The 16,217-nt window shown below is 70.7% G+C and carries 13 protein-coding genes; 10 read left to right on the forward strand and 3 right to left on the reverse strand.

Going from position 1 to position 16,217, the window contains the following annotated elements; translation table 11 throughout:
* The 3 genes from RND61_RS23525 to RND61_RS23535 all read right to left on the reverse strand — a co-directional run.
* A partial coding sequence (locus RND61_RS23525; RefSeq protein WP_180333205.1) for an acyl carrier protein occupies positions 1-248 on the reverse strand: 248 nt, incomplete at its 3' end.
* 27 nt (positions 249-275) lie between these two features.
* Complete coding sequence (locus RND61_RS23530; RefSeq protein WP_315880054.1) at positions 276-1,127, reverse strand: 3-hydroxyacyl-CoA dehydrogenase family protein; 852 nt, start codon at positions 1,125-1,127, stop codon at positions 276-278.
* Positions 1,128-1,173: 46 nt separating this feature from the next.
* Positions 1,174-2,301: a beta-ketoacyl reductase gene (locus RND61_RS23535; protein ID WP_315880055.1), complete on the reverse strand. Its 1,128-nt coding sequence runs from the start codon at positions 2,299-2,301 to the stop codon at positions 1,174-1,176.
* A gap of 50 nt (positions 2,302-2,351) precedes the next feature.
* Between RND61_RS23535 and RND61_RS23540 the strand changes: the two genes are divergently transcribed.
* The 10 genes from RND61_RS23540 to RND61_RS23585 all read left to right on the forward strand — a co-directional run bounded on the left by RND61_RS23540 (position 2,352) and on the right by RND61_RS23585 (position 16,203).
* Positions 2,352-2,834: a TauD/TfdA dioxygenase family protein gene (locus tag RND61_RS23540; protein ID WP_315880056.1), complete on the forward strand. Its 483-nt coding sequence runs from the start codon at positions 2,352-2,354 to the stop codon at positions 2,832-2,834.
* 222 nt (positions 2,835-3,056) lie between these two features.
* The gene (locus tag RND61_RS23545; protein ID WP_315880057.1) at positions 3,057-4,265 is read left to right on the forward strand and encodes a threonine synthase; all 1,209 of its coding nucleotides are present in this window, start codon (positions 3,057-3,059) and stop codon (positions 4,263-4,265) included.
* Positions 4,266-4,344: 79 nt separating this feature from the next.
* The gene (locus tag RND61_RS23550) at positions 4,345-5,487 is read left to right on the forward strand and encodes an acyl-CoA dehydrogenase family protein (RefSeq protein WP_315880058.1); all 1,143 of its coding nucleotides are present in this window, start codon (positions 4,345-4,347) and stop codon (positions 5,485-5,487) included.
* Positions 5,484-6,773, forward strand: coding sequence for a condensation domain-containing protein (locus RND61_RS23555; RefSeq protein ID WP_315880059.1), 1,290 nt, complete (start codon positions 5,484-5,486; stop codon positions 6,771-6,773). The genes RND61_RS23550 and RND61_RS23555 overlap by 4 nt, the downstream gene beginning before the upstream one ends.
* Before the next feature lie 213 nt (positions 6,774-6,986).
* Entirely contained in the window at positions 6,987-8,723 is a 1,737-nt protein-coding gene (locus RND61_RS23560; RefSeq protein WP_315880060.1) for an ABC transporter ATP-binding protein, read from the forward strand.
* Positions 8,720-10,477, forward strand: a complete 1,758-nt coding sequence (locus RND61_RS23565; RefSeq protein WP_315880061.1) for an ABC transporter ATP-binding protein — start codon at positions 8,720-8,722, stop codon at positions 10,475-10,477. The genes RND61_RS23560 and RND61_RS23565 overlap by 4 nt, the downstream gene beginning before the upstream one ends.
* A gap of 47 nt (positions 10,478-10,524) precedes the next feature.
* Positions 10,525-11,298 (forward strand): thioesterase II family protein, encoded by a 774-nt coding sequence (locus tag RND61_RS23570; RefSeq protein WP_315880062.1) that lies wholly within the window; start codon positions 10,525-10,527, stop codon positions 11,296-11,298.
* A gap of 32 nt (positions 11,299-11,330) precedes the next feature.
* A complete protein-coding gene (locus tag RND61_RS23575; RefSeq protein ID WP_315880063.1) occupies positions 11,331-13,001 on the forward strand; it encodes a non-ribosomal peptide synthetase in 1,671 nt (556 codons plus the stop codon).
* Positions 12,998-15,010, forward strand: a complete 2,013-nt coding sequence (locus RND61_RS23580) for an alpha/beta fold hydrolase (protein ID WP_315880064.1) — start codon at positions 12,998-13,000, stop codon at positions 15,008-15,010. The genes RND61_RS23575 and RND61_RS23580 overlap by 4 nt, the downstream gene beginning before the upstream one ends.
* Positions 15,011-15,012: 2 nt before the next feature.
* Positions 15,013-16,203, forward strand: coding sequence for a cytochrome P450 (locus tag RND61_RS23585; RefSeq protein ID WP_315880065.1), 1,191 nt, complete (start codon positions 15,013-15,015; stop codon positions 16,201-16,203).
* Positions 16,204-16,217 lie beyond the last annotated feature (14 nt).

The following is a 16,217-nucleotide window of genomic DNA, read 5'->3' on the forward strand; positions in this document are numbered from 1 at the left end:
GCCGCCGTCGCCGTCCGCGACGTGACGAGGCGGACGAGGCCGTCGACCGTCCGGAAGTTATCGAAGTCCATGTCCGCCGGGCCGAGGGTCAGGGCGAACTCCTTTTCCACGAAGAGCGCGAGCTGCATCGCGAAGAGGGAGTTGACGTAGCCGAGGGCGAAGAAGTCGTCGCTGTCGGCGAGGGGCTGGCCGGCCAGCTGCGGGGCGAGGAATTCGCGGACCCGGGCGCGCACGTCGTCGTTCGTCATGTGGATGTTCTCCTTGGCTGTGTCGGGTTAGTAGGTGTAGAAGCCCTGGCCGGTCTTGCGGCCCAGGAGTCGTGCGTCGACCATCCGCTGGAGCAGCGGGGCGGGGCGGTACTTGCTGTCCTTGTAGCTCTCGTACATGACCGTGATCGAGTTCAGGATCGTGTCGAGGCCGATCAGGTCACCGGTTTCCAGGGGGCCCATCTTGTGGCCGAAGCAGCCGCGGAACATCTTGTCGACGTCCTCGGCCGAGGCGACCCCCTCCTGGACGCAGAAGATCGCCTCGTTGATGGTCACCATGAGGACCCGGTTGGTGATGAAGCCGGGGGCGTCCTTGACGATGATGCCCTCCTTGCCCATCTCCGGCAGGAGGCCGAGGGCGGTATCCAGCGTCGCCTCGCTGGTGAAGTGCCCGCTGACCACCTCGACGGTGTCCATCATCGGGACAGGGTTCATGAAGTGCAGCCCGAGGATCTCGGCCGGCCGCCCGGTGACCGAGCCCACTCGGGTGATCGGCACGGCCGAGGTGTTCACACCGAATATCACCCCGGGCCGGCAGATCGTGTCGATCTGCTCGTAGACCGACCGCTTGACGGCCCAGTCCTCGGTGACGTTCTCGACCACGAAGTCGACATCGGCCAGCGCGGTGAGCTCGGTGGCGGTGGTGATCCGGGCGAGTACGGTCTTGGCGTCATCCTTCAGGGGCTTGCCGAGCAACATCGGCTGTACCAGCAGGTCGCGGCCGATCTGCTCCGTCGCGCTGTCGAGCTGGGCCTGCGAGACGTCCACGAGGACCACCTCGAATCCGGACTCCGCGAAGGACTGGGCGACGCCGCGGCCGATCGTGCCGGCGCCGATCACACCTATGGTTCGGATGCTCACTGGGGTACCACCTTCGTGCGATAGAGAGGGAAGCGGGTGTGCCTGATCACTCCTGGGTGTCCTTGGTGTCCAGGTGCGCGGCGAGGTCCGCGATCGTGACGTAGCGGAACAGGTCGACCATGGAGACCCGGATGTCCATGGTTTTCTGGATGCTCTGGGCGATCCGGAGCGCGGCCAGCGAGTCCACACCGAGCGCGAACGAGGTGTCGTGCACGTTGAGCTCGGTGAGGTCAAGCTCGCGGGCCCAGATCCGGGCGAGTGCGCGCTCGGTGTCGCTGAAGTCGCCGCTCTCCCTGCCGAAGAGCTTCGGCTCGCCGTCGGACGGGGTGGCGGGCGCCGTCTCGGCGGATTCGCCGCCGTCGCCGCAGGCGGCGGCGATAGCCTGCCGGATCGGGGCGGCCATTACCAGCGGAGCGCGGCGAAGCAGCTCCGTGAGCCCGCCGGATGCGCCCAGCCTGGGATAGTTGATCTCGCCGACGATCACCGGGCTGCAGGCCGAGGAGATGATCTCCTCGAAGCTGCCGAGACCGTCCTCGACCGACACCGACCGGAAGAAGCCCTGGTCCTGCTGGACTCCGTGGTCGAAGGCCATTCCGGTTTCCAGCCAGTCGCTCCAGTCGACCGTCACCGTCCACCGGCCGCGTGCGGAGCGCTGTTCGGCGAAGTGGTCCAGGTAGCTGTTGGCGGCAGTGTAGTCGCCCTGCCCGGCCGCTCCGAAGATCGCCACCGTGGAGCCGAAGTTGACCATGAGCTCCGGTGGATCGTCCTGGGTGACCAGGTCCAGCACGGTGGCGCCGAGCACCTTGGGGTCAAGCGTACGGCGGAAGGTTTCCGCTTCCTTGCGGAAGAGGAAGCCGTCGCCGGCAACGCCGGCCGCGTGGATGATACAGCCGATCGCGCCGAGTTCGGCGCGGATCTTCGCGACGACCGCCTGCATCGCCGTGAGATCGGTGACGTCACCGGAGTAGCTGCGGACCTCAGCGCCGTTCTGCTCCAGCTCGCGCAGTGCTTTGATCTGCCCGCGCAGCCTGGCGTCGGCGACCTCGTCCCACCGCTCGCGCGGAGGCAGTTCGGTGCGGTTGACCAGGGCGAGCCGCGCACCCGGCACCGAACGGCTCAGGTGGCGTGCGACCGCGAGCCCGAGCCCGCCCAGGCCGCCGGTGATGAGGTACACCCCGTCCGGGCGCACCGGTGCGGACCTGGGCTGCTCCCGCAGGTGCACTGGTGCGAGCTCCGCAACGTACCGCAGCCCGCCGCGGAGCGCGACCGCGGCGGGGGTCCGGGCCCCGAGCAGCTCGGCGCAGACGGCCTCCGCGCCGGTTCGACGGCAAGCCGGCCGGCCCCTTCGCGGCCGTCCACCCGCTGGTTCGGGTGCACCCCGAGACGGGTGCACGCAGCCTGCTCGTCAGTGCCGTCTTCCTCCAGGCCATCCGCGGCCTCAAGCCCCGTGAGAGTGCAGCCCTGCTCGACTTCCTCCTCGACGAGCTCGCCGGGCGGGACGAGATCCACGCCCGAGTCCGCTGGGAGCAGGATATGCTGGTCATGTGGGACAACCGTGCCGTGGCCCATGCCGGGCCGGTGGACGGGCTGATGTTCGAGGAAGAGCGGATCGTGCACCGCACGACCGTCGTTGGCGACGTGCCCTGCGGGCCCAACGGCTTTAAGTCGCGCGCCCTCATGGGGGGGCGGTTCGGGGCGCTGGCCTGAGCGGCCGTGCCGTGGCGCCACGGCCGCCGCGCGGGCCCGGATCCTGTACCGGGGCCCGGGCCGGATTCCACGAAGACCGTTCGGAAGAACGTCTTCGATGTACCGCCAGACAGTCCATGTACAGCCAACCCGGTCGTAGGCAGATGTGCTGGCGTTGTGGCTCCGACATAGATTCGGGCCAGTCGATTCATTCTCCGGGACCTTCTGTGGGGGAAAGGCAAAATGCCGGTCGTCAACCACCGTGAAAAGGCCGAAGTGCCACCCAAGTACCGCCTGTTCTGTCTCGATTGCGGCTGGGAGTCCGATCCGGAATTCAGGCTCCGATGCCCCCGGTGTTCGGGTGCCCTCGATCCCAGGATCAACCTGGAGAACGCCACCGAGCGTGACAGCGGCCGGCCCGAGCTGGCCTACCTGGACTTCCTCCCAGTCGAATCCGAGCATTTCCTCGACGCCGACATCAGTGTGCGGACCCCCTGCCGGCCGGCCCCGCACCTCGGAGCGGCCATCGGTTTGCCCCGCCTCTGGGTGAAGGACGAGTCCCAGCAGCCGACCGGGACCACCAAGGACCGGCTGGCCTCCGTGGTCCTGGCGGTGTTCCGGCAGTTCGGGATCAACGAGTTCGTTGCCTCCAGCACCGGAAACAGCTCCACCGCCCTGGCGCGCGCCGTGCAGCGCGACCCCTCGATGGGGGCACACTTTTTCTGCGGCCGCGACTTCACCGGCGACCACGACATCGAGACCGGCGACCGGGTGTCCCTCACCGTGGTGGACGGCAACTACGCGCAGGCCACCCAGGCGGCCCAGGAGTTCGCAGCCCGCAACGGGCTGGTCTGGGAGGGCGGGTTCTTCAACTGGGCCCGGCGTGAGGGCCTGAAGCTCACCTACCTGGAAGCCTTCGAGGCCATGGACGACAAGCCCGACGTCGTCGTCCAGGCCATCAGCAGCGGCATGGGGATGATGGCCGTGCGTAAGGGAGTGGCCGAGTACCTCGCCTGCGGCCGGCTCACCTCCCCGCCGCGCCTCCTGATGGTCCAGCAGGACACCTGCGCGCCCATGGCGGCAGCCTGGAGCGAGGGACGGGCCGAGCTGACCGAGGACGACGTCATCGAGCGCCCCACCGGACTGGCCCGCGCGATTCTGCTCGGCGACGGCCGGGCCACGTATCCCTACATGCGGGACATCGCCGCCGAGAGCGGCGGCGCCATCGTCTCGGTGAGCCAGGACGAGCTGGTCCAGGCCCGTACGATGCTCCGCGAGCTGGAGGGGCTGGACGTCTGCCACTCCTCGGCCGCGACCATCGCCGCGCTGCGCAACGAGGCCGCGGCCCGCCGGATCACCCCGGACAAGGTCGTACTCGTCAACCTGACCGGCCGCGAGCGGTACACCGCCTCCGACGCCGGACCGGCTCTCGCCGCCGCCACCGCCGGCTGAGCCCCCTGCTCCCCGGGCCGGGTGCCGCCGCTCCCACCGGAGCGCCGCGCCCGCCCGCCCCACCGTCGCAAGGATTCCGTTGATACTCAGTCACCTCTCCCCGCAGCAGGCCGGGCGCCACGCCGAGTTCCGAGCCTTCGCCGACCGTTCCCTGGTGCCGCAGGCGGACCGCTTCGACCACGAGCAGTCGATGTCCCGGGAGGTGGTCGCCGACCTCGTCGGGCAGGGCTACCTCGGTGCGCTGATCCCCAAGGAATTCGGCGGCCTCGGCATGGACTGGATCGAATACGGGCTGCTCACCGAGGAATTGGGCCGCGGCTGTCAGTCGATCCGCAACTTCGTGGCCGTGGACGACATGGTCGCCCACTCGATCCACAAGTGGGGAACGGAGGAGCAGAAGCAGCAGTGGCTCCCCCGGATCACCTCGGGCCGCACACTGGCTGCCTTCGCCCTGACCGAGCCGGAGGTCGGCAGCGATGCCGCCGCGGTCGAGACCACGGCTACGGCCGACGGCACGGACATCGTCCTCCGCGGCACCAAGAAGTGGATCAGTTTCGCGCAGATCGCGGACCTCTTCCTCGTCTTCGCCAAGTTCGAGGGGCAGCACACGGCCTTCCTGGTGGAGCGGGACACCCCCGGCCTGACGGTGGAGGCGCTCGACGGCCTGCTCGGCCTGCGCGGCTCGATGCTCGGCCGGATCACCTTCGATGACTGCCGGATCCCCGCCGCCGACCTGGTCGGGCGTCCCGGCCTCGGCCTCACCTTCGTCGCCTCCAGCGCGCTCGACCTCGGCCGCTACAGCACTGCCTGGGGCTCGGTCGGTCTGGCCCAGGCCTGTCTGGAGGCCTCCACGGAGTACGCGGGCCGCCGTGCCCAGTACGGCACCGAGATCCGCAACCACCAGCTGGTCCAGCAGATGCTGGCCGACATGCTCACCGACACCATCACGGCCCGCCTACTCTGCCACCACGCCGGGGTGAGCAAGGAGCGGGGGGAGGTGGAGGCCGTCAACCACACCCTGCTGGCGAAGTACCGGGCCTCGACGGTCGCCGTCAAGGCCGCCGCCGACGCGGTGCAGATCCACGGCGCCCAGGGCATCGGAGCGGAGGCGTCCGTCCAGCGCCACTACCGGGACGCCAAGGTGATGGAGATCATTGAGGGCACCTCGCAGATTCAACAGACCATGCTCGGCCAGTTCGCCGTCCGGGCGGTCCGGCTGTGAGCGAGGTCTGGACGGGGCCGGTGACCTACGGCCAACTGTCGGTACTGCGTTCGCTGGAGACGCACGGCCCCGGCCACCGGTCGGTCGCCAATCTGGTCAGCGTCTGGGAGGTGCCGTTTGGCGTCGGCGTGGCCCAGGTGATGGACGCATGGCTGCAGCTGGTGGCGGCGCACGAGTCGCTGCGCACCACCTATAACCTGAGCGGCCCGATGCCGGTCCAGAAGGTCCACCCCCACCGCCCGTCCCGCGTGCCGGCGGTGGAGCTGGCGGAGGACAGCTTCGCGGCGGCCCTGCGGCTGGGTGCCGAGGCGGCCGGCGAGCCGATCGACATTGAGACCGCACTGCCGTGGCGAGCATTCGTCACCACTTACCAGGGGGACGCGCTCCATCTGGTCACGGTGATCCACCACGTGGCGGCGGACAACGGCGCCCTGCGGGTGCTGGAGGAGCAGCTCGGCCTCCTCCTGGAGGGCGGGACGCTCGGCCCGGTGGTGCAACCGCTGGAGATGGCGCAGGAGCAGCAGGAGGAGCCGAACACGCGGAGCGTCCGGCACTGGACCGAGACGTGGGGGCGAATCGTTCCGGCGGACCGGGACCCGGGGGACTCCGGCAAGCGGCGCCGGGCGTCGCTCTACAGCTTGGACGGGCTGGCCGCTGCGCAGGAGCTCTCCGACCGGCTGAAGGTCTCCGTCCAGTCGGTGGTGCTCGGCGTCGGCGCGCTCGCGCTGTCCCGGCTCAAGGGCACCCGGCAGATGAGCTTCGCGCTGATGGCGGCCAACCGGCTCACGCCCCGCTGGGTGCCGCTGGTCGGCTCGCTCAACCAGTTCGCCCCGGTGACCGTCACGGTCGACGACGAGGCCCACCCGATGGAGTACCTGCGGGCCTGCTACGTCCAGTCCATGACGGCGTACATGCACGGCTGCTACGACGTCGACGCGCTCAAGGAGAGCCTCCGCGAGGCCGGCGTGCCCGAGAAGGACCCCACCGCCTTCGCCAAGCACTACAACTTCCTCGGCGACGTGGACGCCGAGCCGGCCGCCGGGTCCGCCCTGCACACCGGGATCGAGTGGCGTCCGTCCACCCAGAGGTCGGGTCCGAACTTCCACCTGGCCGTGGCCACGGGGAAGGGAATCCTCATCGGAGTGGGCGCGAGCCACGACTACCTCGGAGGGAATCTCCCAGCCGTTCTTGCGGCTTCGATCGAGGCCGGTCTCATCAATATGTGCAAGGGCTCTGAGAACTCCCTGGCCGATGTTTCGCTGGATAATCTGTGGCGGGTTTTATGACCGGAAGTAGAATGCGGGGGAAAGGTATCTACCCCCCCCGCACGTCGGCTTCAATTGGCTTGGCCGAGCCGGTTCTAGAATCCTGCGCAGATACCGCGAAGCTGCTTCTGCATGATGAACACCTCCTTTGTCCATGGTGACTATAACCGCAGGCGCCGGGGAGTGGAAGAAAATTCTGGATAAGGCCCAGGGAAGACGGTTAGGGTTTCACTCATGACGGATTCGTACGCCGACCCGGGAACCCCGGATCACCGAAGTGCCGCCCGCTATCTGTGGTGGCTGACCATAAGTCAGCGCCAGCGGGTGGCGGGTGGCACGGTGATCGGCACCCTCTGGATGGTCTGTCTCCTGCTGCCGCCGTACCTCATGCAGCGCGCGGTCGACGACGGGCTCCAGTCGGGGAAGACCGGCACCCTGGTCGGCTGGGTGGCCGCACTGGTCGGCGCCGCGCTGCTCAATGCCTGGCTCGGCATCATGCGCCACCGCATCATGACGCGGGTCCGCATGGACGCCACCTTCCGGACCATCAAGGTCGTGGTCGCACACTCCGCGCGGCTGGGTGCCGAACTGCCGCGCCGCGTGTCGACCGGCGAGGTGGCCAGCATCGGCGTGGGCGACGTCGCGCAGATGAGCCAGACGCTGACGATCACAGGCCCGGGTGTCGGCGCGGTCGTCGCATACCTGGTGGCGGCCGCACTCCTGTTGTCGATCTCCGTCCCGCTCGCCCTCGTGGTCCTCCTCGGGGTGCCCCTGCTCGTGGTGGTGGTCGGGCCGCTGCTGGAGCGCCTCCAGGGTGCGGAGTCCAAGTACCGTGAACAGCAGGGGGCGCTGACGGCCCGGCTCGGGGACATCGTCGGCGGCATGCGAGTGCTCAACGGCATCGGCGGCAAGGAGATGATGGCCAGCCGCTACCTGCGCGGCTCGCAGGACCTGCAGGGCGAGGGCTACCGGGTCGGCGCCGTCACCAGCTGGATCCAGGCGCTCTCGGTCGGCCTGCCCGCCCTCTTCCTCGCGCTGGTGACCTGGCTCGCCGCACGGATGGCCGCCGAGGGCACCATCACGATCGGCACGCTGGTCGCCGTCTACGGCTACGTCGCCGTCCTGGTAGTGCCCGTCTCCAACTTCATCGAAGGCGGATACGACCTCACCAGGGGCCTGGTGGCCGCTCGGCGGGTGATCCGGGTGCTCGCCCTGAAGCCCACAGTCGAGGACGCCGCGACGCTCCGGCCGGCCCCTGGGGAACCGTCGACCCTGCGTGACGCCGACTCCGGTGTGGAACTGGCCCCGGGGCGGATGACCGCAATCGTGAGCGCCCGCCCGGCCGATTCCGCGGCCGTGGTCGACCGGCTCGGCCGGTACAGCGCATCCGCGGCGACCTGGGGCGGTGTTCCGCTCGCCGAGGTCGCCCTGGCGGAGGTCCGCAGCCGCATCGTGGTGGCCGACAACGACGCCGACTTCTTCTCCGGGCCGCTGCGCAGCGTGGTCGGCGGCCGTTCCGAACACACCGGCCCGTCCATCGCCCAGGCCTTCAAGGATGCCGCGGCGGAGGAGATCGTCCAGGCGATGCCCGACGGCCTCGACACCCCGATCCAGGCCCAGGGCAGCAACCTCTCCGGCGGCCAGCGTCAGCGGCTGCGGCTGGTTCGCGCCCTGCTGGCGGACCCCGAGGTGCTCCTGCTGGTCGAGCCCACATCCGCCGTGGACGCCCACACGGAGGCCGCCATGGCCGCTGGTCTGCGCCGGGCGCGGACCGGGCGCACCACTGCCCTCACCTCGACGTCACCGGTCCTACTGGAGCAGGCCGACACCGTCGCCTACCTCGTCGATGGCCGTCTGGCGGCGGCTGGCCCGCACCGGGAGCTGCTCGCCTCGGAGCCCGGATACCGCGCGCTGGTGGCCCGCGGCGAAACCGACACCGAGTCCATGTCCGCCGAGGAGGCCGTCCGATGACCGCGAAGACCGAGGCCGCCCCTGCGGGGCTTCCGATCGCCGGTCCCGCCGAGGTCCGCAAGGCCGCCGTGGGCCTGATGGGCCAGGACCGCCGTGCGGTTGCCGTGATGCTGATCCTCAATGGGCTGGCCGCCGCCGCAGGCCTGGGCGGCCCCTGGCTGCTCGGCAAGATCATCGACGACGTCCGGGGCGGCGCCGGCGTCGGACACGTCAACCGGCTTGCCCTCGGTATCCTCTGCTTCGCGCTCGCGCAGCTGCTCCTCGGCCGTTTCGCCCGCTACGCAGCCCACCGCTTCGGCGAGCGCACCCTGGCGCGGATCCGCGAGCGGTTCGTCGAACGCTCCCTCGTGCTGCCTGCGTCGGTCGTCGAACGCGCCGGCATCGGTGACCTACTGACGCGGGGTACCTCCGACGTCGCCACTGTCGGCACCACCCTGCGCGACGCGGGGCCGGAGGTCTCCGTGGCGATGGTTCAGATCCTCCTGATCCTGGTCGCCATGCTCGCGGTCAACCCGCTCCTCGGCGTCTGCGGGCTGCTGTGCCTCTCCGGGATCTGGTTCGCCACCCGCTGGTACCTGCGCCGTGCCCACGCGGGCTACCTCAAGGAGGGAGCCGCCAACTCCGCGCTCATCGAGATCCTCACCTCCACCGCCGCAGGGGCCCGCACCGTCGAGGCCCTGGGCCTCCAGGAGCGCCGGATCACCGCCACCGCGGAGGCCGTTGAGCGCTGCCGGGCCACCCGCACCTACACCCTGAACCTGCGCACGGTGCTCTTCCCCGTGGTCGAGTTCTCATACGTCGCCCCGGTCGCCGCCATCCTGCTGCTCGGCGCCACCCTGCGCGACACCGGCACCGTCACCACCGGTGCGGTGGTCGCCTGCGCCCTCTACTTCTGGAAGCTCTCCGAGCCGATGGACAAGATCCTGCTCTGGCTCGACCAGATCCAGCGCAGTAATGCCTCGTTCGCCCGGGTCGAGGGCATCGGCCAAGTGGACGCCCCGCCCGTGACCGGCGCCGATCGGCCCCAGGACGACCAGCTCGACGTGGTCGACGTCCGCTACGCCTACCAGGGCGAGCGGGACGTCCTGCACGGCGTCGACCTCACCGTCCGCCCGGGCGAGCGGCTGGCAGTGGTCGGCCCGTCCGGAGCGGGCAAGTCCACCCTGGGCCGGCTGCTGGCCGGGGCGGAGCGGCCACGCACCGGACGGGTGACGGTGGGGCAGGTCCCGGTCGCCGAGCTCGACCCGGCTCAGCTGCGCCGACACGTCGTCCTGGTCTCCCAGGAGCACCATGTCTTCCTCGGCACCGTCCGGGACAACCTCCTGATCGCCGACCCGTCCGCGACCGACGAGGACCTGCGCGCGGTGCTGGCCGCCGTCGACATCGACTGGGTGGACGAGCTCCCGGACGGGCTGGACACTGAGCTCGGCTCCGGCGGACTCCGCCTGGATGCCCAGCAGGCCCAGCAGCTCGCCCTGGCCCGGGTGATCCTCGCCGATCCGCACACGCTGATCCTGGACGAGGCGACCTCCCTGCTTGATCCGGCTACGGCCCGGCACACCGAGCGCTCGCTGGCGGCCGTACTCAAGGGACGCACCGTGATCGCCATCGCCCACCGCCTGCACACCGCCCACGACGCGGACCGGGTCGCGGTCATGGACGGCGGCCGGATGACCGAACTGGGCAGCCACGAAGAGCTGCTGGCGGCCGGCAGAGGCTACGCCGCGCTGTGGAAGTCTTGGCACGGGGCCTGAGCAGCCCCCACCCCTCTCGACCCCTCGACCAGTAGGAGCGGAACCCCATGCACTCGGCACCACCGCAGACGGCACAGAGCTGGGTCCGGCCGATTCCCGGCCGGACCGAGCCCAGCGCCCTCCGGCTCTTCTGCTTCCCGTACGCCGGGGCCGGCGCCTCGGTCTTCCGGGAATGGGGAGCCGATCTCCCGGAGAGTATCCAGGCGTTCGCCGTGCAGCTGCCGGGCAGGGAGGACCGGTTCTTCGACCCGGCGATCGCCGACCTCGACAAGCTGCTGGACGGCCTCCTCCCGGCCCTGCTCCCGTACCTGGACCGGCCTTTCGCCTTCTTCGGCCACAGCATGGGCGCGATTGTCAGCTGGGAGCTCTCCCGCAGGCTCCAGCGCGAGCAGGGGCTGGAGCCGGTCCGCGTCATCGTGTCCGGCTGCCGGGCTCTGCCGGCCCACGAGTCCCGGAAGCTGAGCGACTTCGACCTCTCCGACGAAGAGCTGATCAACGAGCTCCGCCGGCTCAACGGCACACCGGAGGAGCTGCTGCAGAACCCGGACTTCGCCGCCTTCATCCTGCCGACCTTCCGGGCCGACCTCTCGCTGTTCGCCGGCTACGTCTACCGGCCCGGCGAGCTGCTGTCCTGCCCCGTGTCGGCATTCGGCGGCGACGCGGACCCGCGGGTCGCCGAGGAGCACCTCAAGGGCTGGGCCGAGCTGACCACCGGTCCGACCGAGGTGGAGGTGTTCCCCGGCAGCCACCTCTTCCTCAACGAGGAGCGCAAGGCCGTGCTCCGGAGTGTTTCCAGAGCCCTCCCGACCGTCGGCCACTGACCAGTATCTTCTTCGAACTCCAGGGGGCGTGTGTGGAGACAGTGTGGAACGTCGTCCGGGCACAGGTGGAGCGGACGCCCGAGGCCGTGGCGGCACGGACCGCACGGACCTACACCTACCGCGACGTCGCGGCGCTGGCCGAGGAGCTCGGCCGGCGGATCGCGGCGGAGGTCCGGCCGGGCTCCCTGGTGGCACTCGACGCATCCAACCAGTTCAACGGGGCCGTCGCCATCCTCGCCGCGGCCGCCGCGGGCTGCGCCGTGCTGCCGCTCGACCGGCAGAGCCCGCCGGCCAGACGGGCCCGGGTCCTCGGCGACGCCCGCCCCGCCCTGCTCCTGCGCGAGCTGGCCGAGGGCGAGTTCGCCCTGGAGGCGCATGGTCTCCCGGCACTGTCGAGGGAACCGGACCTGGACGCCATCGCCTACATCCTGTACACCTCCGGGTCGACCGGGCAGCCCAAGGGCGTCATGGTCGGGCACGAGGCCCTGATCGACCGCCTCGCGGGTCTGGCCGAGCGGCCGGGGCTGGCGGCCGGCGAGAGCATCCTGGCGATGACCGCACTGTCCTTCGACATCTCGCTGGCAGAGCTGCTCCTCCCGCTGACCGTCGGGGCATCCTTCACGGTCGTCCCGGAGGAGGGCCGGGCCGATCCGCTCGCCTTCGCGGAGTTCGTGGAGGAGGCCCGGCCGGACCTCGTCCAGGCCACCCCCAGCTTCTGGCGGATGCTGACGGCCTCCGGCTGGACGGGTGAACCCCGCAGCCGGCTGTGGACCGGCGGGGAGCCGCTCACCCCGAGCCTCGCCCGGGAGCTGCTGCCGCGGTGCGCCGAGCTCTGGAACGTGTACGGCCCGACCGAGGCCGTCATCTGGGCCACGGCCGCGCGGGTGGTCTCGGCCGACCGCATCTCGATCGGCGAGCCGCTGTCCGGGACGGGCATGCTCACAGACGGGAATGGCGAACTCCTGCTCTACGGAACGGGGCTGGCGCACGGCTACCTCGACCGGGAGGAGCTGACGGCCGAGCGCTTCCCGCTGGGTGACACCCCCGACAGCCCGCGCCGCCTTTACCGCACCGGGGACAGGGTCAAACCCGGGCCGGACGGAGCGCTGGAGTTTCTCGGCCGCCTGGACAGCCAGGTCAAGTTGCGCGGACACCGGATCGAGCTGGGCGAGGTGGAGGCCGTCCTGGAGGATCACCCGGACGTCTCGCAGGCCGTCGTGCTGGTTCAGGACGCGGATCGGCCCGACGCCGCGGCACTGGTGGCCTTCGTGGTGCAGCGGGCCGAGACGGACCTCCAGGCCTGGTTGAAGGCCCGGCTGCCGGCGAGCCACCACCCCGCCAGGATCACCGCCCTGCCTGTCCTGCCCCGCACCAGCACCGGAAAGGCGGACCGTGTCGGGCTCGCGGCGAGCCTGGCCGCCAACGGCGATCGGTCGGCGACGCTTGCCGCACCTGCCGCGCCGGTGCCCCCGGGGGACGTACGGGAGGCCGTCGCCGAGGCCTGGCGGCGGACCCTCGCCACGGACACCGTCGGCGAGCACACCAACTTCTTCGACGCTGGCGGGAACTCGGTCCTCCTGGCGGTGCTCCAGAAACGGCTCACCGAAGGCCTCGGCATCCGGGTGCCGATCAGGGAGATCTTCCGGAATCCGACCGTCAGCGGGCTGGCCGACCACATCATCTGTACGAAGGCGCCGAAGTGAACCTCTACTGCATTCCCTACGCCGGCTGTTCGGCACGCGTCTACGACTCCTGGCAGCAGCACCTGCCGGACCACGTCACCGTCGTGCCCCTGGAACTCCCCGGACGCGGCTCTCGCTGCACAGAGGAGCCCATCGACGAGCTCGCGGCACTGCTCGAGGACCTGTACCGGCAGCTCGACACCGGTACGCCGTACGCACTGTTCGGCCACAGCTACGGTGCCCTGATCGCCTTCGAGCTGGCCAGACTGCTCCGCTCCGAAGGAGCCCGCCGGCCGTCGGCGCTGCTGGTCTCGGCCAGCCGGGCCCCCCGGCTCCCTGCCGCCGACGCGGACAGCCACCGGCTCTCGGACGCCGAACTCGTCGAGCGGCTCGCCGCACTGGGCGGGACTCCGAAGGAGCTGCTGGAGAACGAGGAGCTGATGGAGATCTACCTCCCCGTCATCCGCGCCGACTACCGGATCCTCGGCGCGTACGGCACGGGCATCCCGGGCACGGTCGACTGCCCCATCACGGCGTTCTACGGGGACGCGGACGACGAGGCGGACCTGCCCTCGGTTGAGGCGTGGGCGGACTACACGAACGGCCCCTTCCGCGTGGAGAGGATCCCCGGCGACCACTTCTTCCTGCACTCCGCCGAGCGGGAGCTCGTGGCCGCCGTCGAGGCGGCCTGCACGCAGGAGGGCGCTGTCGTGACCCCGACCGCCGCGCCCGTGACCTTCGGCCAGCTGTCGGTCATCCGCGACCTGGAACTGTCCGCCCCGGACGAGCAGAGCGACGGGAACCTGACCGCGGTGTACGCACTGCCCGCCGGGACCACCGCCGCCGAGGCCGAGGCCGCCTGGTCGGCGCTGGTCGAGCGGCACGAGGCGCTGCGCACGGTCTACGACCGGTCCCCGGCCGAACCCCTGCAGATCGTCCACCCCTTCCGACCGGTCCACCTCGACCGGGTGGAGCTCCCGGACGGGACGGCGGAGGCTGCCGAAGTCCTCGCCGCGGACATGGCCGAGCGCGAGATCCGGGTGGAGTCCGAGCACTCCTGGCGTGCGGTGATCGCGACGCACGCCGGCGAGCCCCGCCACCTGGTCTGCGTCCTGCACCACCTGGCCGTCGACGCCGCCGCCTGCGCCCTGCTGGAGAAGGAGTTCCGGACCCTGGTGGCCGGCGGTTCACTCGGGCCGGGGCCGGTGCCCCAGCCGGTGCAGCTCGCCCTGGCCCAACGAGCACAGGAGCGGCAGCGCCGCCGCACCGTCGAGTACTGGCTCAAGGCCTGGGAAGGCTTCGTAGAGGAAGACCGGCAGGCCGGGGACACCAGCCTCCGCGTCAGGGCGGCCCTGTACTCGGAAGCGGCCATGGCGGCCGCCGTCCGGATCTCCGAGCGGCTGGGCACCTCCGTGCAGTCCGTCGTCCTGGGCGCCTCGGCACTCGCCCTGTTCCGGCTGAAAGGCCGGGAGCGGGCCACCTTTGCCTTGGTGGCCGGGAACCGGACCGACTCGCGCTGGGACACCCTCGTCAGCAGCATGAACCAGCTGGCGCCGATGACCGTCGCGGCCGACCGCGGAACCTGCCCGGAGGCCGTGCTGCGCGCGGTCTACCAGAGCGGCTTGGAACGCCTCCTGCACGGGAGCTACAGCCTCGACGAGTTGCGGGAGCAGCTGACCGCGGCGGGACACCCGAACCCCGACCCGCTGCTGTTCGGCTGCTACTTCAACTTCCTCGGCGAGATCGCCGAGCCCCCGGAGCCCTGGTCGCCGCTCCTCGACGGCATCGAATGGGCCGCGACCGCCTGGCAGGCGAGCCCGGGCTTCAACCTTCGCGCCGCGACTGGCTCCGGACTCCACCTGTCGCTCACCGCCAGCCGTGACTACCTGCCCCCCGATCTCGTCGGCCTGTACCTGGCGACTGTCGAGGCCGTCCTGGCTGGCCTCGCGGACGGGGCGCCGAACACCCTGGACGAGATTGATTATGCCCCTCTGCGCCGGGTCGACCAGTACCCGGAGACAGCCGAGTGAATATGATGCAGGCCGCACGCTGCCCGTACCGCAACGGCGACCAGCCGGCCGCCGACCCCTGCGCGGACTACCTCCCACTGCGGGAGGAGGAGCCGGTCCGCTGGGACGAGGACCTGGAGGTGTGGATCGTCTCCGGGTTCCGCGAGGTGACCGCCCTGCTGCGGCACCCCGCCCTGTCGGCCGCCTGGCCGCAGCGGGGCACCACCACCCTGCACCGGGAGGACGAGGGCGGGGAGCGGGCCGCAGAGGTCGTGCGCAGGTGGTTCATGTTCAACGACGACCCCGAACACGCGGCCGCCCGCCGGATCGTCGCGCCGCTCTTCGCGGCCGACCGGCTCGCCGCGATGCGCCCCGTCGTGGAGGAACTGGTCGACGAGCTGCTGGCCGGGCGCACGGACGGGGTGGAGGTCATGGCGGACCTCGCCGTCCCGCTCTCCAGCCGCGTCATCTGCCTGATCCTGGGCCTGCCCGACGGCGTGGCGCCCCGGCTGGACCACTGGGCGCCCGACATCGCGGCGCTGCTGATCGCGGACTACCTGCCGGAGGTCAGGGCCAGGGGGCACCAGGCTCTGCGGGAGATCGCGGACGTGGTGGAGGAGGCACTGCGCTCGGAGGTCCGCGAGGGCACCGGCCTGTGGCTGCTGGACAAGGCACGCAGGGAGGGCACCATCGAGGCATCCGACATCTGGGCCACCGCCAGCCTGCTCATCTACGCCGGGTTCGAGACCACTTCGACCTTCATCGGGAAGGCCGTACGGGCCGCGCTGCACGCCGGTGCCTGGGCCGGCGTGCAAGGCCGCGAACCGGCCGTGGTGGTCGACGAACTGCTGCGCTTCGACACCTCCGTCCAGCAGGTGGCCCGCGTCGCCACCGCGCCGGTGGAGGCGGCCGGCCACCTGATCGCAGAAGGGGACCTCGTCCTGCTGATGCTCGGCGTGGCCAACCGCGACCCGGCCGTTTTCGCCGGCCCGGACCTCCTGGACTACGACCGGGAGATCAGGAGGCATCTCACCTTCGGCTTCGGTGCGCACTACTGCCTCGGGGCGGGGCTGGCGCGGATGGAGTCCGAGATCGCGCTGGAGCGCCTCGCCGGACAGTGGCCGGATCTGGCCCTCGACGGGCCGCCGGTGACGAGGCAGCACTTCGGCATCACCGTCCTGGAACGCCTGGCCGTGCGCGGCACGAGCCGCTGACGGCCGACCGCACA

It is taken from the genome of Streptomyces tamarix (genome assembly GCF_032423885.1).
Classification (GTDB): domain Bacteria; phylum Actinomycetota; class Actinomycetes; order Streptomycetales; family Streptomycetaceae; genus Streptomyces; species Streptomyces tamarix.